The organism is Mycobacterium sp. (assembly GCF_050700595.1).
In the GTDB taxonomy this organism is placed as follows: Bacteria; Actinomycetota; Actinomycetes; order Mycobacteriales; family Mycobacteriaceae; genus Mycobacterium.
In genome coordinates, this window is the sequence record NZ_JBOHHI010000169.1 from 1 (window position 1) to 20,764 (window position 20,764).

Annotated in this window: 17 protein-coding genes; 10 read left to right on the forward strand and 7 right to left on the reverse strand. The window is 68.8% G+C overall.

Going from position 1 to position 20,764, the window contains the following annotated elements; genetic code table 11:
* Nucleotides 1–120: 120 nt before the first annotated feature.
* Nucleotides 121–1,095: a carbohydrate kinase family protein gene (locus ACRDTL_RS15390; protein WP_431507570.1), complete on the reverse strand. Its 975-nt coding sequence runs from the start codon at nucleotides 1,093–1,095 to the stop codon at nucleotides 121–123.
* A gap of 183 nt (nucleotides 1,096–1,278) precedes the next feature.
* Between ACRDTL_RS15390 and ACRDTL_RS15395 the strand changes: the two genes are divergently transcribed.
* Nucleotides 1,279–1,893: a hypothetical protein gene (locus ACRDTL_RS15395; RefSeq protein ID WP_431507571.1), complete on the forward strand. Its 615-nt coding sequence runs from the start codon at nucleotides 1,279–1,281 to the stop codon at nucleotides 1,891–1,893.
* Nucleotides 1,894–1,896: 3 nt separating this feature from the next.
* Here ACRDTL_RS15395 and ACRDTL_RS15400 read toward each other — a convergent pair whose 3' ends face one another.
* Together ACRDTL_RS15400 and ACRDTL_RS15405 are read right to left on the reverse strand one after the other, a co-directional pair.
* The gene (locus ACRDTL_RS15400; RefSeq protein WP_431507572.1) at nucleotides 1,897–2,253 is read right to left on the reverse strand and encodes an iron-sulfur cluster assembly accessory protein; all 357 of its coding nucleotides are present in this window, start codon (nucleotides 2,251–2,253) and stop codon (nucleotides 1,897–1,899) included.
* 85 nt (nucleotides 2,254–2,338) lie between these two features.
* Nucleotides 2,339–3,424, reverse strand: a complete 1,086-nt coding sequence (locus ACRDTL_RS15405; protein WP_431507604.1) for a glycerate kinase family protein — start codon at nucleotides 3,422–3,424, stop codon at nucleotides 2,339–2,341.
* A 130-nt stretch (nucleotides 3,425–3,554) separates the two neighbouring features.
* Between ACRDTL_RS15405 and ACRDTL_RS15410 the strand changes: the two genes are divergently transcribed.
* Genes ACRDTL_RS15410 through ACRDTL_RS15425 form a run of 4 tightly spaced genes read left to right on the forward strand, consistent with a single transcriptional unit; the run spans nucleotide 3,555 to nucleotide 6,565 of the window.
* Nucleotides 3,555–4,235, forward strand: coding sequence for a DUF3043 domain-containing protein (locus ACRDTL_RS15410; RefSeq protein WP_431507573.1), 681 nt, complete (start codon nucleotides 3,555–3,557; stop codon nucleotides 4,233–4,235).
* Nucleotides 4,236–4,251: 16 nt separating this feature from the next.
* A complete protein-coding gene (locus ACRDTL_RS15415; protein ID WP_431507574.1) occupies nucleotides 4,252–4,791 on the forward strand; it encodes a bifunctional adenosylcobinamide kinase/adenosylcobinamide-phosphate guanylyltransferase in 540 nt (179 codons plus the stop codon).
* Nucleotides 4,788–5,834: a nicotinate-nucleotide--dimethylbenzimidazole phosphoribosyltransferase gene (cobT, locus tag ACRDTL_RS15420; RefSeq protein ID WP_431507575.1), complete on the forward strand. Its 1,047-nt coding sequence runs from the start codon at nucleotides 4,788–4,790 to the stop codon at nucleotides 5,832–5,834. Before ACRDTL_RS15415 ends, cobT begins: the two co-directional genes overlap by 4 nt.
* The gene (locus ACRDTL_RS15425) at nucleotides 5,831–6,565 is read left to right on the forward strand and encodes an adenosylcobinamide-GDP ribazoletransferase (protein WP_431507576.1); all 735 of its coding nucleotides are present in this window, start codon (nucleotides 5,831–5,833) and stop codon (nucleotides 6,563–6,565) included. Before cobT ends, ACRDTL_RS15425 begins: the two co-directional genes overlap by 4 nt.
* Nucleotides 6,566–6,572: 7 nt before the next feature.
* Here ACRDTL_RS15425 and ACRDTL_RS15430 read toward each other — a convergent pair whose 3' ends face one another.
* Nucleotides 6,573–7,679 (reverse strand): branched-chain amino acid aminotransferase, encoded by a 1,107-nt coding sequence (locus ACRDTL_RS15430; protein WP_431507577.1) that lies wholly within the window; start codon nucleotides 7,677–7,679, stop codon nucleotides 6,573–6,575.
* Nucleotides 7,680–7,701: 22 nt separating this feature from the next.
* A complete protein-coding gene (gcvT, locus tag ACRDTL_RS15435) occupies nucleotides 7,702–8,796 on the reverse strand; it encodes a glycine cleavage system aminomethyltransferase GcvT (protein WP_431507578.1) in 1,095 nt (364 codons plus the stop codon).
* A 30-nt stretch (nucleotides 8,797–8,826) separates the two neighbouring features.
* On the opposite strand from gcvT, the gene ACRDTL_RS15440 reads away from it, so the two are divergent.
* The 4 genes from ACRDTL_RS15440 to ACRDTL_RS15455 all read left to right on the forward strand — a co-directional run bounded on the left by ACRDTL_RS15440 (nucleotide 8,827) and on the right by ACRDTL_RS15455 (nucleotide 16,469).
* Complete coding sequence (locus tag ACRDTL_RS15440) at nucleotides 8,827–9,915, forward strand: adenylate/guanylate cyclase domain-containing protein (protein WP_431507579.1); 1,089 nt, start codon at nucleotides 8,827–8,829, stop codon at nucleotides 9,913–9,915.
* Between the two features lie 10 nt (nucleotides 9,916–9,925).
* The gene (locus ACRDTL_RS15445) at nucleotides 9,926–11,461 is read left to right on the forward strand and encodes a leucyl aminopeptidase (RefSeq protein ID WP_431507580.1); all 1,536 of its coding nucleotides are present in this window, start codon (nucleotides 9,926–9,928) and stop codon (nucleotides 11,459–11,461) included.
* Between the two features lie 197 nt (nucleotides 11,462–11,658).
* Nucleotides 11,659–14,007: a hypothetical protein gene (locus tag ACRDTL_RS15450; RefSeq protein WP_431507581.1), complete on the forward strand. Its 2,349-nt coding sequence runs from the start codon at nucleotides 11,659–11,661 to the stop codon at nucleotides 14,005–14,007.
* Nucleotides 14,007–16,469, forward strand: a complete 2,463-nt coding sequence (locus ACRDTL_RS15455; RefSeq protein WP_431507582.1) for a TIR domain-containing protein — start codon at nucleotides 14,007–14,009, stop codon at nucleotides 16,467–16,469. Before ACRDTL_RS15450 ends, ACRDTL_RS15455 begins: the two co-directional genes overlap by 1 nt.
* Here ACRDTL_RS15455 and ACRDTL_RS15460 read toward each other — a convergent pair.
* Together ACRDTL_RS15460 and ACRDTL_RS15465 are read right to left on the reverse strand one after the other, a co-directional pair.
* Entirely contained in the window at nucleotides 16,466–16,948 is a 483-nt protein-coding gene (locus ACRDTL_RS15460) for a hypothetical protein (protein WP_431507583.1), read from the reverse strand. The two genes, ACRDTL_RS15455 and ACRDTL_RS15460, sit on opposite strands and share 4 nt — an antisense overlap.
* A gap of 106 nt (nucleotides 16,949–17,054) precedes the next feature.
* Nucleotides 17,055–18,821 (reverse strand): SDR family oxidoreductase, encoded by a 1,767-nt coding sequence (locus tag ACRDTL_RS15465; protein WP_431507584.1) that lies wholly within the window; start codon nucleotides 18,819–18,821, stop codon nucleotides 17,055–17,057.
* 217 nt (nucleotides 18,822–19,038) lie between these two features.
* On the opposite strand from ACRDTL_RS15465, the gene sucB reads away from it, so the two are divergent.
* The gene (gene sucB / locus ACRDTL_RS15470) at nucleotides 19,039–20,763 is read left to right on the forward strand and encodes a 2-oxoglutarate dehydrogenase, E2 component, dihydrolipoamide succinyltransferase (protein ID WP_431507605.1); all 1,725 of its coding nucleotides are present in this window, start codon (nucleotides 19,039–19,041) and stop codon (nucleotides 20,761–20,763) included.
* The last annotated feature ends 1 nt before the right edge of the window (nucleotide 20,764 follow it).

Genomic DNA, 20,764 nt, shown 5'->3' on the forward strand with positions numbered 1-20,764 from the left:
GCCCGACCGGAGCGCACAGGAAAAGCTGGGCAGACCAGCAGATACTTTATGCCCACACACCGACACGTACCATCACAACCGACCACTACAGCCGGACCTCAGCTCATCGGTGGATCGAGGCTAAGCCAGCGCGGCGGCGATTTCCTGAGCAGCGTCCGGGCCGTAGGCACCGGCCAGCCGGTCCACCGCGACGTCACGATCCCAATCCCACTCCTGGGTGCCGGTCGACTCCAGCACCAGCACCGCCACCAGCGACCCGAGCTGGGCAGAACGCTCCAGTCCCAGGCCCGCGCTGCGGCCGGTCAAAAAGCCGGCCCGAAACGCGTCGCCCACGCCGGTGGGGTCGACCTGGCTGTTCTCCGGCACCACGTCGACGTGGACCACCGTGCCGTCCGGGTCGACCAGATCCACGCCCTTGGGGCCCAGCGTGGTCACTCGCAGCCCGACCTGTGCCATCACATCGGCTTCGGTCCAGCCGGTTTTGGACAACAACAGATCCCATTCGTAGTCGTTGGTGAACAGGTAGGTGGCGCCGTCGATGAGCTTGCGGATCTCCTCACCGGTCAGCCGGGCCAGCTGCTGCGACGGGTCGGCAGCAAAGGCCAACCCGAGCCGGCGGCACTCCTCGGTGTGCAGGAACATCGCCTCCGGGTCGTTGGCCCCGATGATCACCAACTCCGGGGTGCCGATGTCGTCGACCACCTTGGCGAGCGAAATGTCGCGCGCTTGCGACATCGCACCCGGGTAGAACGACGCGATCTGCGCCATATCCAGGTCGGTGGTGCACACGAACCGCGCGGTGTGCGAGGTCGTCGAGATCAGCACGTTGTCGCAGTTGACGCCGTGTGTCTGCAACCACTTGCGATACTCGCTGAAATCGCTGCCGACGGCACCGACCAGCGCGACGTCGCCACCGAGCACGCCGATGGCGTAGGCCATGTTGCCGGCCACGCCGCCGCGATGGATCACCAGGTCGTCAACCAGAAAGCTCAGCGAAACCTTCTGCAGGTGCTCGGCGAGCAACTGTTCGGAGAACCGGCCTCCAAATCGCATCAGATGGTCAGTGGCAATCGAACCGGTCACCGCAATCGTCACGAAAAGTCCCTTCAATTTCTAAGCTCGCCTAGGTAAGACTACCGGGGTCGTCGTCGGCCTTACATCACGGCCGGTGGCCGGTGGTGCGCTAGCCTGCCTAGAGAACTCGCCGCCCGCGCCCGCCAGCTGTAGGCGGCGACCGTTTGTCGCACCCGAGTCCAGTACGCCGGAGGAGAACGATCGATGCCGGGTCCGCAGTCGTCGAACCACGGGCTCGGCGCCGACGAGCCGGTCACCCAACCCCATCCCGGCGAGGCGGCTTCGCCGTCGGCCGCCTACCCGGGCCCGCTGCCGCCGCCGGTGCCCTACCCCAAACCACACCGCCGACGGCTGGTAATGGGCGTCTTGGTGGCCGTCGCGCTGATCGCGGGAATGACGGTTGCGATCGTCTACGGCGTGCGGCAAAACGAGCCCACCGGCCGCGCGATTTCCGACACCACGGCCAAGACAGCGGTCCAGGGCTACCTGGACGCGCTGGAACACCGCGACACCGACACCATCGCCCGCAACACGCTGTGCGGTATCTACGACGCCATTCGGGACCGCCGGCCCGACCAGGCGCTGGCCAAACTGAGCAGCGACGCGTTTCGCAAGCAGTTTTCCGAGGCGAAGGTCACCTCGATCGATAAGATCGTGTACTGGTCGAACTACCAGGCCCAGGTGTTGTTCACCATGCGGGTCACCCCGGCGACCGGCGGCCCGCCGCGCGAGGCGGTGCAGGGCATGGCCCAGCTATTGTCCCAGCACAACCAGGTGCTGGTGTGCTCGTACGTGCTGCGTACCGCCGGTGCCTACTAGTGCTCAGTTAAACGAGTCACCACAGGCGCACGACCCGCCGGCGTTCGGGTTGTCGATCGTGAAGCCCTGCTTCTCGATCGTGTCGACGAAGTCGATCGAGGCACCCTGGACGTACGGCGCGCTCATCCGGTCGACGGTCAACGTGACGCCGCCGAACTTCGCGGTCAAGTCGCCGTCGAGGGAACGGTCGTCGAAGAACAGGTTGTAGCGCAGACCCGCGCACCCACCGGGCTGGACCGCGATGCGCAACGCCAGGTCGTCGCGTCCCTCCTGGTCCAGCAGCGCCTTCGCCTTGGCTGCCGCGGTGTCGGTCAAGATCACGCCATGGGTGGTGGTGGCTGACTCGCCCTGAACAGTCATTGCTTCTCCCTACCTGTACATGCCCAATCGGCCGTGGGTGCGGTGGGTTGCACTCCGCGCGCAGCGCCCACAAAACCCCACCTAGTCAAAGGTACCTTGTCACCCCGCTATTCCCGCTATACCCGAGGTGCGCCGCGGCCGCAGACGCCAGACCCATCAGCTGGTTGGCGGCATCGACCAGCGCCAGCCGCACCGAACCGGCGTAGTCGGCGATCGCGTACGCGGCCAGGATGCCTGCCGATCGCAGTGCGGAATCGTCCAGATCGACTTGGCCGGCCAGTACCAGCACCGGGGTCCGATGTGACCGCGCCGCGGCCGCCAGCGCACCGATCACCTTGCCGTGCAGGGACTGGTCGTCGAACCGGCCCTCACCGGTGACAACGAGGTCGGCGGCAGCGATGTCGTCGGCCAGGCCGGTGTGTTCGGCGATGATCGCCGCACCCGATTCGCAGTGGCCGCCCAGCGCGAGCAGCGCGGCACCGATCCCGCCGGCGGCCCCGGCGCCCGATTCCGCGCTCACCGGCCGTCCGGCGGCAGCGTCCAGTTCGACGGCCCACCCGGTGAGCCGCTGCTCGAGTGTCGCCACCGTGGCCGAATCCGCGCCTTTCTGCGGGCCGAATATCCGGGCGGCACCCCACGGCCCCAACAGCGGGTATTCGACGTCGGAAGCCGCGATCAACTCGACTTCCGCCAACTGACGCCGGCCGGCCGCCAAGCCGCCAAGGTCGTCGACGAGTCCGCGGCCGCCGTCCGTGTTCGCGCTGCCACCCAACCCAACCACGATCCGTCTTGCGCCCGCCCGCAGTGCCGCGGTGATCAGCTGGCCAACTCCCCTGCTGTGGGCCGCGACCGCGGTCCGCGGTGTGGGCGGACCACCCAACAACGCCAGCCCGCAGGCTTGCGCACATTCCAGGTATGCGGTAGCCGACTCGGCATCGAACACCCACGCTGCCTCGACGTCGTCGTCCAGCGGGCCGCACACCCGCAACCGCCGCGGCTCACCCAGCCGACCGGCCAGTACTTCGACGAAGCCGGGGCCACCGTCGGATTGCGGCGAGATGATGAACTGATCGCCGGGACGTGCCCGGTTCCAGCCGGCCGCAATGGCGCCGGCGGCCTGTACCGCGGTCAGGCTGTCGCCGTAGCCATCGGGGGCGATCAGGATCCGCAGGGCCGGCACCTGGGTATTGGCCGGCGTATGGCCATCAACGCCAACCGCCCAGCCGCCCACCCAGCCAGCGTAGGGCCGGGTAGGAAAGTCCGCATGCCGATTCATGCCACCGCGCAGTAACCTGGCCAGCGTGAAGCTGTTGGGCCGTAAGAACGACGACCGCGCTGCCGACGAGTCGGCGGTGGCCGCCGATCTAATCGATACCGGCGCCGGCGATCCTCGCGGGTCGCAGACGACCGCGCCCAAGGGCCGGCCCACACCCAAACGCGAGGCCGCCAAGCGGCGTAAGAAAAGGGGACCAATCGCCCCGGCGCCGATGACCGCCGCCGAGGCCCGCGCCCGGCGCAAAACGGTCGCCGGGCCCAAACTCAGCCGCGCTGAACGCCGTGCCCAGAGCGCGACGCGGCGGGCCGCGATGACCGACCGCCGGGAGCGGATGATGGCCGGCGAAGAGGGCTACCTGCTGCCACGCGACCAGGGCCCGGTGCGCCGGTTCGTCCGTGACGTGGTGGATTCCCGCCGCAACCTGCTCGGCCTCTTCCTGCCGACGGCGCTGGCGCTGATGTTCGTCATGTTCGGCGTCCCGCAGCTGCAGCCCTACATGTCACCCGCGATGATGGTGTTGATGGTGCTGATGGTGATCGACGGGATAGTCTTGGGCCGCAAGGTCACCAAGCTGGTCGACCAGGAATTCCCGACCAACACCGAAAGCCGTTGGAAGCTAGGCCTTTACGCTGCCGGCCGGGCGTCTCAGATGCGCCGGATGCGGGCGCCTCGGCCCCGGGTCAAGCGCGGCGGCCGTGTCGCTTGAACTTTACTGAACCGCCGTGCGAACCCTGGTACTGGGCGGGATCAGGTCGGGTAAGTCCCGCTGGGCGGAGGCCGCGATCACCGAGTCGGTGCAGCCCGGCCAGCCGGTGCGTTATCTGGCTACCGGTCCGGTGGCCGATGCCGACGCGGCCTGGTCGCGGCGGGTGGCCGAGCACCGCGACCGCCGACCCGCGCATTGGTCGACGATCGAAACCTACGACCTGACAACACAATTGCGACAGTCACCGAACACGCCAACCCTCATCGATGATGTCGGCGGCTGGCTGACCGCCACGTTCGATCACCGCAGGGCGTGGGAGAACGGGTCGGTGTCGGTCGAGGTCGAGGACCTGCTCGCGGCGGTCGCCTCGTTCGGTTCGGCGTTGATGGTCATCAGCCCGGAGGTCGGGATGACCGTGCTACCGGCCACCGCGTCGGGCCGCCGGTTCGCCGACGAGCTGGGCACGCTCAACCAGCGACTGGCCGCCCTGTGCGACCGGGTGGTGCTGGTGGTGGCCGGGCAGCCGGTGTCGATCAAACCGGCAGGGGCGCGATGAAATTCCCACCGGTGTCGCCGCCCGACGCTGATGCCGCAGCGGCGGCCCGCGCCCGCCAGGACACGTTGACCAAACCACCGGGTGCGCTGGGCCGCCTGGAGGATCTCTCGGTGTGGGTTGCGTCGTGCCAAGGTCGTTGTCCGCCACGACAATTCGAACGCATCCGGGTGGTGGTGTTCGCCGGTGACCACGGCGTCGCCGCCTCCGGGGTCTCGGCGTACCCGCAAGAAGTCACCGCTCAGATGGTCGCCAATATCGAGGCCGGCGGTGCGGCGGTCAACGCGCTGACCGCTGTGGCCGGCGCGACGGTGCGGGTCGCCGATCTGGCCGTGAATGCCGATGCGCCCTCCGAGCAGATCGGCGCCCACAAGGTGCGGGCCGGCAGCGGAAACATCGCAATCCAGGACGCGTTGACCGACGCGGAGACCGCCGCCGCGATCCGGGCAGGTGCGCAGATCGCCGACGAGGAGGTCGACGCCGGAGCAGACCTGCTCATCGGTGGCGATATGGGCATCGGAAACAGCACGGCGGCAACGGTTCTGGTGGCGGCACTGACCGGTGTCGAGCCGGTTGCCGCGGTCGGCCACGGGACCGGGGTCGACGACGCCGGCTGGATGCGCAAGACCGCGGCGGTGCGCGACGCGCTGTTTCGGGCGGGGCCGGTGGCCTGCGATCCGGTCGGGTTGCTGCGGTGTTGCGGTGGTGCCGACCTGGCGGCGCTGGCCGGCTTTTGCGCGCAGGCGGCGGTCCGGCGCACCCCGCTGCTGCTGGACGGCCTGGCGGTGAGCGCGGCCGCTCTGGTCGCCGAACGCCTGGCGCCCGGCGCCCGGCTGTGGTGGCAAGCGGGGCATCGCTCCACCGAACCGGCGCATCACCTGGCCCTGGCGCAGTTGGCGCTCGACCCGATTGTGGACCTGCGGATGCGATTGGGGGAAGGGACCGGCGCGCTGGTCGCGGTGCCGGTGCTGCGGGCCGCGGTGGCCGCGCTGTCCTCGATGGCCACGTTCTCTTCGGCGGGTGTGTCCAACCGGATGTCATCGTGATCGCCTCGCTGGCAACGGCTTTCGGGTTCGGGACGGTCCTGCCGGTGCCCGGTGTAGCGGATCGGCCGCTGAGCCGCGGCACGGTGACCGCGCTCCCGGTCGTGGGCGCCGCGCTGGGCGGGCTGGCCGCGGCCGTGGCGTGGGCCGGCGCTTTTGCCTTCGGAGCGGGTAGCCCGCTGGCCGGTCTGTTGGCGGTGGCCGCGCTGCTGGCCGCCACCCGTGGCCTGCACATCGACGGCGTGGCCGACACCGCCGACGGGCTGGGCTGCTTTCGCCCACCGCAGCGCGCGCAGCAGGTGATGCGTGACGGGTCGACCGGCCCGTTCGGCGTCGCGGCCGTCGTCTTGGTGATCACGCTGCAGGGGCTGGCCTTTTCGGTGCTGAGCCCGGTCGGGATCGTCGTGGCGGTGTGCGCCGGTCGGGTTGCGGCGGTGCTGGCCTGCCGTCGATCGGTGCCGGCGATGCAGGGCAGTGTGCTGGGTGCCCGCGTCGCGGGCACCCAGTCGGCACCGGTGGTGGCGGGCTGGATCGCGGTGCTGGCCGCGGTGTCGGTGGCCGTCGGTGCCTGGCGGGGACCCGTTGCGGTGCTGGTGGCGCTGTGCTGCGCGGCGGTGTTGGTGGCGCACTGCGTGCGCAGGTTCGGCGGCATCAGCGGTGACGTGCTGGGCGCGGCGATCGAACTGACGACGACGGTGACGGCGGTGCTACTGGCCGCACTGGTGCGGTTCTGACCCGCACCTAACCGAGCCGCGTCATCCAACCGTGGGTGTCGGCGAAGGTGCCCCGCTGGATTCCGGTCAGCGTGTCGCGCAGCGCCATCGTCACTTCACCGGGTTCGCCGTCGGCGATGGTGAATTCATTCTCGCCGTAGCGGACGTGGGCGATCGGGGTGATGACGGCCGCGGTGCCGCAGGCGAACACCTCAGTGATCTCACCGGCCGCGGTCTTCTTCTGCCACTCGTCGATGTCGACCTTGCGTTCCTCGATGCTGAAGCCCGCGTCAGTAGCCAACTGCAGCAACGAATCCCGGGTGATCCCGGGCAGCAGCGAGCCGGACAGCTCCGGGGTGACCAGCCGCGCCGATCCGCCGCTGCCGAACACGAAGAAGATGTTCATCCCGCCCATCTCTTCGATGTAGCGGCGTTCCACGGCATCCAGCCACACCACCTGTTCGCAACCGTTGTCGGCGGCTTGCGCCTGGGCGACCAGCGACGCAGCGTAGTTGCCGCCGAATTTGGCGGCACCGGTGCCGCCCGGGCTGGCCCGCACGTATTCCGTCGACACCCAGACGCTGACCGGCTTCAGGCCGTGCGGGAAATACGCGCCGGCCGGGGACGCCATTACCAGGTACCGATACTGCTTGGCCGGACGCACGCCCAGCCCCGGCTCGGTGGCGAACACGAACGGCCGCAAATACAACGACTCTTCGCCGCCGGCCGGGGGCACCCAGGCGTTGTCGACGGCGATCAGTTGCCGCAGCGATTCTCCGAATAGCTCGTCGGGCAGTTCGGGGATCGAGATCCGGCGTGCGGATGACCGCATCCGGGCGGCGTTGGCGTCGGGGCGGAACGACACGATCGACCCGTCCGCCCAGCGGTAGGCCTTGAGCCCTTCGAAGATTTCCTGGGCGTAGTGCAGCACGATCGCCGACGGATCCAGTTCGATCGGGCCGTAGCCGATGACCCGCGCATTGTGCCAACCCTGGCCCTCGGCGTAGTCGACCGACACCATGTGGTCGGTGTGATATCTGCCGAAACCCGGGTCCGCCAGGATCGATTGGCGTACCTCGTCGCTCGTCGGGTTTGCGGCAGGTGACACCGTGAACTCGAGCAGGCGGCTAGTCATGGCGAGATTGTATATCTGCCCGCTACCGGGTTTTCGCATCGACAAAGGGCGGTCGGACCACCTCACATTCGACGGCCCGGCCGCGGACGTCGACGCTGACCTGCTGGCCATCGATCACGCCCGCATCGGTGTCGATGAGCGCCAGCGCGATGCCGACTTTCAATGTCGGAGAAAACGTTCCCGAAGTCGTGACCCCGACCTTGCGGTCCCCGCCGGTCACCGTCAGCTCGGGCCGCAACACACCGCGGCCGACCGCGCGCAGCCCGCGCAGCACTCGTCGTGGACCCGCCGCCTTCTCGGCCAGCAGCGCGTCGCGCCCGAAGAACGCGTCTTTCTTCCAGCCGATCGCCCAGCCGCAGCGGGCCTGCAGCGGCGAAATGTCGGCCGACAGCTCGTGACCGTGCAGCGGATACCCCATCTCGGTGCGCAGCGTGTCGCGGGCGCCCAGACCGGCCGGCTGCCCGTCGGCCCGGGTGACCGCCGCCAGCAGCGCGTCGAACACCACACCGGCCGATTCCCACGGTGGCATCAGCTCGTAGCCGTGCTCACCGGTGTAGCCGCTGCGGCACACCCGCACCGGCACGCCCGCGAACGCCGCGTCGGCGTAGGCCATGTAGTCCATGGCGGTCGGCAATCCCAGCTCGTCGAGCACCCGGGTCGAGCGCGGGCCCTGCACGGCCAGCACCGCATAGGACCGGTGCTCGTCGGTGATCCTCAGCGCCGCGGACGCGGCATCGGCCAGCGCGGCGACCACCGCGGCGGTGTTCGCGGCGTTGGGCACCAAAAAGATCTCGTCGTCGGCGACGTAATAGGCGATCAAGTCGTCGATCACCCCGCCGGATTCGGTGCAGCACAACGTGTATTGCGCTTTGCCGGGCCCGATGCGGCTCAGGTCGTTGGTGAGCGCGGAGTTGACGAACTGCGCGGCCCCCGGCCCGCGCACCATCGCCTTGCCGAGGTGGCTGACATCGAACAGCCCGACGGTGGTACGGGTCGCGGTGTGTTCGCCGACGGTGCCGGCGTACGACACCGGCATCAGCCAGCCACCGAACTCGGCGAAGCTCGCGGCCAGTTCGCGGTGGCGGTCTTCGAGGGGTCCGTGCTGGAGTTCGCTCACGACGCCCCACCCTAAGGCAGACTCGTCCAGGTGGTTGATTTCGATGCCTTCGAGACTGCCGGAATCGCCGATGCCCGCGGGCGAGCCGCCCTGATCGAATATCTGGACGGCCTGGGCTTCAGCGTTGACGAGATGGCCGAGGCCGAGCGCCGCGGCCGGCTGTTCGGGCTTGGCGGTGACGTCCTGGGATGGTCGGGGCCGCCGGTCTACAGCCTGCGGAGCGCCGCGAAGGCGCTGGACGTTCCGGTCGAGGATGTCGAGCGCGCCTGGACGATGCTCGGCCTGAGTGTCGCGGGTCGCGACACGCCGGTGTTGAGCCAGGCCGATGTCGATGGCCTGGCGACCTGGGTCGCGATGCGGGCGCAGTTCGGCGACCTCGCCGACACCATCCTGCGGGTGCTCGGCGTGACGATGGCCCGGCTCGCCGAGGCCGAGTCGTCGATGATCCGGGTCAGCCAGCCCGACGTGTGGCTCGGCCACACCCAGGACGAAGTCGCCACAGCGCGAGCCTGGCGCGCGACCACGGAGCTCATCCCCCGCATCGGAGCGATGATCGACGCCGTCCACCGCCACCACCTGGTCAGCGCCCGAACGTTCCTCGAGGGGCTTGGCGGGGGCCCGTCGGCCAGCATGGTGTGCGGCGTCGGTTTCATGGACCTGTCCGGCTTCACCGCGCTGACCCAGCTGCTCACGCTCGCGGAGCTGTCGGCCATGCTCACCGAGTTCGGCGCCACCGTCTCCGACGTCGTGCATGCCGACGGCGGACGAGTGGTGAAATTCATCGGCGACGCTGTGATGTGGGTGAGCCCAAACGTCGAACGGCTGGCGCGGGCGGCGGTCGACCTCGTCGACCACCCACGGGCACGGAAGACCGGACTGCAGGTCCGCGTCGGCCTCGGTTATGGCCAGATGCTGGCGATCAACGGCGATTACTTCGGCAACCCGGTGAACCTGGCCGCCCGGCTCGTCGCCGCCGCGCAGCCCGGCCAGATCCTCGCCGCAGCCGATGTGTACGAGGAATTACCGGACTGGCCGGCGATCGTCCAGGATCCCTTGACGCTCAAGGGATTCGATGAACCAGTGACGGCCTACGACCTGCACGGCGGCAGCCGGCCGTAGGGTGATGCCGGTGAGCACCCAATCCGGTTACCAGTCCCCTTCCGTCGCCGTGGCCGCGTCGCTACCGAGTCGCGGGGTCGCCAAAGCGGTCCTGATCGTTCCGGTGGTCTCGACCGGTGACGAGGGCGGACCGGGAGCGGTCGTCGCCGCGGCCGAGCCGTTCCTGGACGCCGACGCGGTCGCCGAGATCGAGGCCGGTCTGCGGGCGCTGGGCGCGACCGGCGGCAGCGAGCAGGTGCACCCGCTGGTGGTGGCGTCGCTGCCGGTGGCCAGCGTGCTGACGATCGGGCTGGGTAAGCACCGCGACGAATGGCCCGCCGAGGTGATCCGCCGCGCCGCCGGGGCGGCGGCGCGGGCGCTGGGCAGCGCGGAGGCCGTCGTCACCACGCTGAGCGAGCTGGACCCGGCCGCTGCCGTTGAGGGGATGATTTTGGGCGGCTACCGATTCACCGCCTTCCGCACCGACAAGACCGCGCCCAAAGACCAGGGTCTGCGCAAGATCACCGCGCTGTCCAGCACCCGGGCCGCCAGGGCAGCAGCCGGGCATGCCGCGGCCATCGCGACCGCCGTCGCCACCGCCCGTGACTTCGTCAATACCCCACCGAGCCACCTGTTTCCGGCCGAATTCGCCCGGCGGGCGCAGACGTTGGGTGAATCGGTCGGCCTGCAGGTCGAGGTCCTGGACGACAAGGCGCTGGCCAAAGCCGGCTACGGCGGCGTGATCGGCGTCGGCAAGGGCTCGTCGCGGCCGCCGCGGCTGGTGCGGCTGACCCATCGCGGTTCGCGGCTGGCCGAAAACCCCAAGCAGGCCCGCAAGGTAGCCCTGGTCGGCAAGGGCATCACCTTTGACAGCGGCGGCATTTCGATCAAGCCGGCGGCCTCGATGCACTACATGACCTCGGACATGGGCGGGGCCGCCGCGGTGATCGCGACCGTCACGCTGGCCGCCAAGTCGGCCTTGCCGATCGACGTGATCGCCACCGTGCCGATGGCCGAGAACATGCCGTCGGGCACCGCGCAGCGTCCCGGCGACGTGCTGACCCAGTACGGCGGCACCACTGTCGAGGTGCTCAACACCGACGCCGAGGGCCGGCTGATCCTGGCCGACGCCATCGTGCGGGCGTGCGAGGACAAGCCCGACTACCTGATCGAGACGTCGACGCTGACCGGCGCGCAGACCGTCGCGCTGGGCGCCCGCACACCGGGCGTGATGGGCAGTGACGAGTTCCGCGACCGGGTGGCGGCGATCTCGCAGGCCGTCGGGGAAAACGGCTGGCCGATGCCGCTGCCCGACGAGCTCAAGGACGATTTGAAGTCCACGGTCGCCGACCTGGCCAATGTGAGCGGGCAGCGGTTCGCCGGGATGCTGGTGGCCGGCGTGTTTCTGCGCGAGTTCGTCGCCGATTCGGTTGCCTGGGCCCACATCGACGTCGCCGGTCCCGCGTACAACACCGGCAGCCCGTGGGGCTACACCCCCAAGGGCGGCACCGGCGTGCCGACCCGCACCATGTTCGCGGTGCTGGAGGACATCTGCAAAAACGGCTAACGCAGCTCGGCGAGCGCCCACTTATTGCAGCCCGAAAACCTGTGCAATAACCGACCACTCGACACGCTCTATACCGCTCCCGTCGCCGCCCGGGTGTGCTGTTTGACGTCCGGGCAACCGCCCGCAGTGTCATCATCACGATGCAGGTACGCGAAGGGAGGTCATCGATGCTCCGCGCGGTAACGACCATCCGCGTCGTGCGATTGGCTATCGCGGGCGTGGTCCTGGCGCTGGTCGCCTACCTATCGACATTGGCGTTGTGGCCGTCAGCATCTGCCGGACTGCCAACTTGGCTGAGATGGTTCGGCCGGCCCGGATCGTGGCAAGCAATCGCGGTCGCCGCCGCGGTGCTGGCGGCGCTGTGCGTGCTGAGCTTCCGAACGCAACGCGGCAACCGGTCGGGGAACGTTCCGATCACCGTCATCGCCGGTCTCGCCGCCACCGGCGCGGTGCTGGGCTTCTTCTCGTACTGGAACTGTCACGACGCGACGCATCCGGTCTTCATTACGCCACTGATTTGGACAGCGTCGTTGGTCAAGGGCGGTATCAGCGACATAGAGCTCAGCGGACATATTTGTCCGTATCCCACCCCCAACGCCCTCGAGGTGGCACGACTAGCAGCGCTAGCGGCAATTTTCACCGGCCTGGGCGGTGTGGTGATCGCGGTGTTCCGGTCACAGTTGGACCGGCTGCGGGTCAGCCTCGCCGGCAGCGTGACCGCCGTCGTGGGCATCGACGACGACACCCGGTCAATGATCAGCGCCGTCGCGCGGACGTTGGACCGACGCAGCACGCTGGTCGTCATCACCGGCGGATCCGATGGACCCAGCGAGCAGGAGGCCCGCATCCAGGGCGCCCGCGTGTTGTCGGTGGACTTCAACACACCGGCGGCCCTTGAATCGCTGTCGCTATGGCGCAACCTCGAGCGGCTTTACCTGATGTCGGCCGATCCGTCCACGAACTTGTTGTGGCTAAGCGTGATCTCGCGTCGACTCGCCGTGGTCGGCAGCAAGCACCGGTTGCCCCTCATTGTGCGCATAGACGACCCGTGGCAAGCGGAGGCATGGCGTGCCCAGCAGTTCGGTGGATCCGACACCAGATGGGCCGCCGACGCTGTCGGGAAATACGAAGTCACCGCTCGTTGGCTGCTGGACAACATCGTCGCGGCCAAGACGATACGGCATGTATTCGTCTGCGGAACATCGCAATTGACGTTGGCACTGTGCGCCGACCTGACCCGTCGTCAACTCGAGTACGACTACTACGTTGCGCCGGACGAGGCGGCACTACCGGCGCTCACCCTGGTCGGCGAGGATGCCGAAGGATACCTGCACGATCACGAATTCCACTGCGGACAAATCGGATTAGTGTCCAGTGGGCCGACCATCGCCGCGACGCCGGAGGCGCCGACGGTGCAGACGTTGATGCGGTTGATCGGCGATGGAGACGCGCAAAACTATGCCGCGATATTCGTCGACGACCCCGCCGGCCGATCCCCCGGCAGCACGACGACGGGGACCAGGCTGGCCGCCCGTTTTCCCGCCATGGCCGTATACAGCTGGGACCCCGACGCGCGCACGTCCGACGACCGGTTGCACATCGTGGGGCAGCTGCGGACATACCGCCTGCGGCTGGACTTGCCCGAGGGACAGGCCCAGGACGCCTGGGAGCGCGCGGCCAGACTCATCCACGAGCGTTACGTCGCCGCGATCGCCCCGGGGTCACACCAATCTCCGGCGACGTCGCCTTGGACCCAGCTCGACGCGTTCTACCGCGGCTCGAATCGTCGCCAGGTCCGCAACGCGCTGTGGATGGTCGAACGGATCGCGGGGCATACCTGGAATACCTGGGGCAGCCCGCCGACCCCGCTGGCCGCCCGCGACATGCTCGGATCGCCACCGCTGGAACAGCTTGCGCACCTTGGCTTCGACCGTGACACGGCGACGAAAATGGCACGGGCCGAACATGAGGACTGGTGCCGCTACTACCGGCGCGCCGGCTGGAAGTCCGGTCCATCCCGCCACGATGCGCGCCGGATTCACGACAAGCTCGTCGACTGGTCGGTGATCGAAGGTAACCCGGATCTGCTCAACACCGCCCTGACGAGTTTGGCGGCCACCCTGTGGAGCCTTCGGCAGCTCGGCTACCGGTCACTTCCGGTGTGGCAACCATTCACCCGGGTCGGGACCGTCATCGCCGACCAGCGGAACACACCCTGGACGTGGGCATCGCGGTCGGGCGAGACGATGCGGGCCAACGCCGGAGACTGGGCAGTCCAGGACGATGGGGAGAGTTGGTCGGTGCGCGACGACATTTTCCAGGCCACCTACGAGCTCGTCGGTGGACGGCAATGGCGAAGGCGCGGACAGGTTTTGGCCCGGCGGGCGCAGCCGGGCGAAACACTCAAGACCCTGGAGGGCTCCGTGACTGCGGCGGACGGCGACTGGGTCGTTCGCGGTGCCGACGGCGAGCAATGGCCGGTTCCCGGTGATGAATTTGCCCAACGCTATGTCGAATTCCATCCACCGGCCAAGTCGGAGTGCTGATGGCCAGACCATCGACAGACCGGCAGTCCGCGCCGCGCCGTTCGCGGTGGTCTACGCACGCCGCTGGGATAGGACAGGCCAAGCCGCTGGAGTATGACGCGTTTTTGTCGTACGGGCATCGGGATCGGCAGGTGGCCACCGGGATCCAGAAGGGTTTGCATCAGATCGGGCGGCGGCTGGGTCGGTTGCGCGCACTGCGGGTGTTTCGTGATGACACGGACCTGACCGTCAGTCCGGATTTGTGGGGCAAGATCACCGAGGCGCTCGACCGTGCCCACTTCCTTGTGGTGGTGCTGTCACCTGAGGCTGCGCAATCGCACTGGGTCGACAGGGAAGTCAGCTACTGGCTCGAGCACGACGGTCGTGAGCGGCTGCTGCTGGTGCTCGCCGGTGGCCAACTGCGGTGGGACCCCCGGCACGCGCGGTTCGATCCAGAGTTGTCCAGTGCGGCTCTGCCGGTGTTGACCGAGCCGGGGGTATTGCCGGTCGAGCCGTTTTTCATCGATGTCGGCGAGGATGCGCCGTGGGATCCGGGCGCGGCGACACTGCGGGAAAAGATCACTGCGCTGGCCGCCCCGATTCACGGCAAGCCGAAAGACCAGCTGGCCAGCGATGATCTGCGCGAGCAGCGGCGGTTCCGCCGGCTGCGCGCCGCGGCGATCACCGGGCTGGTGGTGCTGACGGTGGTAGCGGTCGTCGCGGCACTCGTCGCGGTCGTTCAGCAGCGCGAAGCGTTCCGCCAGCGCCAAGTTGCCATCCAGCAGCGAGATCAGGCCGTCGCGTTGAAGTTGACCTCACAGGGACAGGCAATGCTCGCTGGTATTCAAGCCGGTGGTGACGAGCGGGCGATCCAGCAGATCCTCGCGGCTCCCACCATCGCGCCAACCACCGACGTCGGTGCACTCCTGGATACGGTGGTGGCGCGGCAAACCACCGTAAAAATCGTCCCGCTACCGCAACCAACCGTCGGGGTAATGGCGTTCAGCCCGGACGGGCGGCGCATCGTCTCCGGCGGGAGCGACGACACGCTGCGGCTGTGGGACGCCGGCACCGGCGCGCCGATCGGCGCCCCGCTCACCGGCCACACCGACGCCGTGACCAGTGTGGCGTTCAGCCCGGACGGACGGCGCATCGTCTCCGGCAGCGCCGACGACACGCTGCGGCTGTGGGACGCCGACACCGGCGCGCCGATCGGCGGCCCGCTCACCGGCCACACCAGCGCGGTGGACAGTGTGGCGTTCAGCCCGGACGGGCGGCGCATCGTCTCCGGCAGCTGGGATAGCACGGTGCGGTTGTGGGATGCCGGCACCGGCGCGCCGATCGGCGGCCCGCTCGCCGGCCACACCAGCTATGTGACCAGTGCGGCGTTCAGCCCCGACGGGCAGCGCATCGTCTCCGGTAGCACCGACGACACAGTGCGGCTGTGGGACGCCGACACCGGCGCCCCGATCGGTGCCCCGCTCACCGGCCACACCGACGAGGTGACCAGCGTGGCGTTCAGCCCCGACGGGCGCCGCATCGTCTCGGGCAGCTGGGACAACACCGTGCGGCTCTGGGACGCCGGCACCGGCCAGCAGACCGGCGCCCCGCTCACCGGCCACACCGATCGGGTGACCAGTGTGGCGTTCAGCTCCGACGGGCGGCGCATCGTCTCCGGCAGCCGGGACAAGACACTGCGGGTATGGGACGCCGCGATCGCCACACCGATCGGCGCCCCGCTCACCGGGCACACCGATCGGGTGACCACCGTCGCGTTCAGCTCGGACGGGCGGCGCATCGTCTCCGGCAGCGACGACAACACGGCGCGGCTGTGGGACGCCGGCGCGCTGATAGGCGTGCCGCTGACCGGGCACACCGACGCAGTGTCCAGCGTGGCGTTCAGCCCGGACGGGCGACGCATCGTCTCCGGCAGCTGGGACAACACCCTGCGGCTCTGGGACGCCAACACCGGCCAGCAGATCGGCGCCCCGCTCACCGCACACACCAGCCATGTGCGCGATGTGGCGTTCAGCCCCGACGGGCGGCGCATTGTCTCCGGCAGCTGGGATGAAACCCTGCGGCTGTGGGACGCCGGCACCGGCGCGCCGATCGGTGCCCCGCTGACCGGACACACCGGGGCGGTGCTCAGCGTGGCGTTCAGCCCCGACGGGCGGCGCATCGTGTCCGGCAGCGCCGACAACACGCTGCGGCTCTGGGACGCCGGCACCGGCCAGCAGACCGGTGTCGCGCTCACCGGGCACACCGACCGGGTGACCGGTGTGGCGTTCAGCCCGGACGGGCGGCGCATCGTCTCCGGCAGCGAAGACCAGACCGTACGGTTGTGGCCGGGCCCCGCAGCTTGGCACGAGCTGCTCTGCGACAAAATCACCGCCAATATGAGCCGACAGCAGTGGCGCGACTGGGTGTCCCCGAATGTCGGCTACCTCACGGTGTGCCCGGGTCTTCCTGTCGCACCCGGTTAGCTGCTACCCGCGCCCGATTCCTGCAGCAGCGATATCGCGGAGGCGTGGGTTATCTTCCAGCCCCCGTGGTTCACGAAAGTGACACTCCGCGTGGTCGGCGCGAGTTTCGGACCAGAGACAGTGACGTCCGCCGAGGCCGCATTCGCGCCGGTCGGGTGGATGTTCGCGACACTTACCCTAAGCGGCGTCTCGCCGCTGGCAACCGCCTGTCGCATCCGGACGTCCGCGAGCCGGGCTTCGACCGGACTGATGCCGCCCTCAACCAGATTGCTCTTGTTGGCGAACGGAACGTTGGGATTCCCCAGCCCGTTGAGTACCGCCAACAGCTGGTCGGAGCTGGGCACGTCTGCGCTGGGAGCTAGCGGTAGTGGCACGCCGAGTACGACGGGGTGGACCGTCGATGTGGTCGGGCTAATGGGTGCAACAGAAGTCGCACCGGCTGCTGCAGCTGCGACTGCAGCTATCGCCGCCACGCTCATGGCCAGGGATTTCACGGTCACCGCCGTCCGTTCGATACCGACTCAGGGATGCTACCGCTGTGCAGTGCATCGAGTTTCGCGATTACGTCAAAGCGGCCGACGCCGGCTACACCACTCGCCCGCGCGCGACACTGCGCAATGCCTGCGGCAACACTCGTGATACGCCGTACAGCAGGTAAGCTTCCGCCGACACCGGCCGGATCGCCTTGTCCTTCTTGACCGCCGACACGATGGCGTCGGCCACCTTGTCGGGGCCGTAGCGCCGCATCGCGAACATCTTCTCGAGCTGTGCCCGACGGCCTTCGATCTGTTCGGCTTTTGCGTAGGGCGCGTCGATCCGGGTGGTATGCACGATGTTGGTGTCGATGACACCCGGGCAGATCGTGGTCAGCCCGACGCCGGCGGCGTCGAGTTCGGCGCGCAGGCAGTCGGAGAACATGTACACCGCGGCCTTGGACGTGCAGTAGGCGTTCATCGACTGCGCCGGTGCCCAGGCGGCCATCGACGACACGTTGACGATGTGCCCGCCGGTGCCCCGGTCGACCAGGCGCCGGGCGAAGGCTCGGCAGCCGTTGACCACCCCGCCGAAGTTGACGTCGAGGACGCGGCCATACTGCTCGGCCGGGGTGTCCAGGAAATCGCCGGCCTGCCCGATGCCGGCGTTGTTGACGACGATGTCGGGCAGCCCGTGGTCGGCGCAGATTTGCTCAGCGAACGCCTCGACGGCCGCGGCGTCGGCGACGTCGAGCACATACGGGTGCGCGACACCACCTGCCGCGGCGATCTGCCCGGCGGTGTCCTTGGCGGCGGCCTCGTCGATGTCGCTGACCACCACCTCGGCACCCTCGCGCGCGAAGGCCAGCGCGGTTGCCCGGCCGATACCGCTGCCGGCGCCGGTCACCGCGACCAGCGTGTCGCAGAAGTAGGCGCGGTCGCCGTCCACCCGTGCGCGCCGCAGTGCACGGCTCGGCTGCTTGCCTTCGGCCAGGTCGACGAACTCGTGCACCGAAGCCGCCAACACCTGCGGGTGCGACATCGGCGACCAGTGACCGGCCTTGATGTCGCGGCGCCACAACCGCGGCACCCAGCGCGCGGTGGCGTCATAACCGTAGGGCCGCACGTAGGGATCTTCGGTGTTGACGATCAGCTGCACCGGCACGTCGACATACAGGTCCCGGCGTTGACGCGAAAACGATCGAAAGTAGTTGGCGGGGTAGGTTTTCAGCGCGGTCGCCGCGTCCATCACCAGAGTGTCCGAGTGATGGACCCGCTCGGCGGGGATGCCCTTGGTCAACGCACGGCGAACCCGCTTGCTGGGCAGCGCAGCGCGAACCAGCAGCGGTGCCAGCACCGGTATCGAGAACACCGCCATGTAGCTCAGCCGCAGCGCCTGGCTGAGCGCCCGGCCGAAGGTTCGCAGCCGGTACGGACGCCGCAGACCGGTGAAGATGTAATCGACAAGGTGGTCTTGGCTCGGGCCGGACACCGAGGTGAACGACGCGACCCGGGCCGCGGCGCCGGGCCGGCTCAAGTACTCCCAGATCCCCACCGAACCCCAGTCGTGGGCCAGCACGTGCACCGGCGCAGCGGGGCTGCAGGCCGCCACGACGGCGGCGAAGTCGTCGGCGAACCGCGCCATCGTGTACGCCGATACCGGCCTGGGTGCCGACGACCCGCCAACACCGCGGTTGTCGTAGCGAATGATCCGGAACCGGTCGGCGAGCAGCGGCACCACGCCGTTCCACAGCACATGTGAATCCGGCCAGCCGTGTACCAACACGACCGTGGGTCCGTCGGGATTCCCGTCTTCGTAGACCGCGATGCGCACACCGTCGGCGCTGTCGACGAAGCGCTGCGCCAGTTGGCGTGCCATCGCGAACCTCCGAGCAGCAGGGGTGTTTCGACACTGCCCGGCCCGCGCAAGGGTGTCAAGAGACGTCACGCCCCGCTGCCCTGGATGTGTGCCGGCAACGCCGTAATGACAGGATGGTTTGGACAATCCGCTTGGGTGACCGCTCCGGTACGGGACGCTGTGGTAAGCCAGAGGTCGACGGGTGCCGACCAACCGATTGATCGAGGAGTCAACACAGATGGCCTTCTCAGTGCAGATGCCGGCACTCGGTGAGAGCGTCACCGAAGGGACGGTCACCCGCTGGCTCAAGCAGGAAGGCGACACGGTCGAGGTCGATGAGCCACTGGTGGAAGTGTCCACCGACAAGGTCGACACCGAGATCCCGTCGCCGGCGGCCGGTGTGCTGACCAAGATCATCGCCCAGGAGGACGACACCGTCGAGGTCGGCGGCGAGCTGGCCGTTATCGGAGACGCCGGCGAAGGCGCCGACGGTCGAGCGCCGGCCGAGGCAGCTCCCGAACCGCAGCCCGAGCCGGAAGCCCCACCCCAGCCCGAACCGCAGCCGGCTGCCACGTCGGCGCCCGCCGCCGGCGGTGGCGAAACGACGCCGGTGCTGATGCCCGAACTCGGCGAGTCGGTCACCGAGGGCACGGTGACCCGCTGGCTGAAGAAGGTCGGCGACCACGTGGAGGCCGACGAGCCGCTGGTGGAGGTTTCCACCGACAAAGTCGACACCGAGATTCCGTCACCGGTGTCGGGCACGCTGGTCAGCATCACCGCCGAGGAGGACGTCACCGTCTCGGTGGGCGGCGAGCTGGCCAAAATCGGCACCGGCGCCGCGGCACCCCAAGCCCGGCCGGCACCCGGGCCGACCCCCCGGCCCGAGGCCAGGCCGGAACCCGAACCCGAACCGCCGCCCCCGCCGCAAGCCAAGCCCACACCGGCACCCGAGCCCACACCGGCACCCGAGCCCGAGCCGGCGCCGCCTCGACGCGAACCACAGCCGGCGGCCGGCGCGCCCGGCACCCCGTACGTCACGCCGCTGGTGCGGAAACTGGCCGCGGACAACAACATCGACCTGGCCCGGGTGACCGGGACCGGTGTGGGTGGTCGCATCCGCAAACAGGACGTGCTGTCGGCCGCCGAGCAAAAAGAGGAAGCACAGAAGCCTCCGGCACCGCAGGCCCCGGCCGCCGGTGCTGAACCGGCCGCCTCTAGTCCGGCGCCCGCACTGGCGCATCTGCGCGGCACCACCCAGAAGGCCAGCCGGATCCGGCAGATCACCGCCAGCAAGACCCGCGAATCGCTGCAGGCCACTGCTCAACTGACCCAGACCCACGAGGTCGACATGACCAGGATCGTGGCCCTGCGGGCCCGGGCCAAGGCCGATTTTGCCGAACGGGAAGGCGTGAACCTCACGTTCCTGCCGTTCATCGCCCGCGCGGTGATCGACGCCCTCAAGATCCACCCCAATATCAACGCGAGCTACAACGAGGCCACCAACGAGATCACCTACTACGACGCCGAGCATCTCGGCATCGCCGTCGACACCGAGCAAGGCCTGCTCTCCCCCGTCGTCCACAACGCCGGCGATCTGTCGCTGGCCGGGCTGGCGCGCGCCATCGCCGATATCGCCGCCCGCGCCCGGTCCGGTGACCTCAAGCCCGACGAGCTGTCCGGCGGCACCTTCACCATCACCAATATCGGCAGCCAGGGCGCGCTGCTGGACACCCCGATCCTGGTCCCGCCGCAGGCCGCGATGCTGGGCACCGGTGCCATCGTCAAACGGCCGCGGGTCGTCGTCGACGACACCGGCAACGAATCCATCGGCGTGCGCTCGGTCTGCTACCTGCCGCTGACCTACGACCACCGGCTGATCGACGGCGCCGATGCCGGGCGTTTCCTGACGACCATCAAATACCGGCTCGAAGAGGGCGCTTTCGAGGCCGACCTGGGGCTATAGA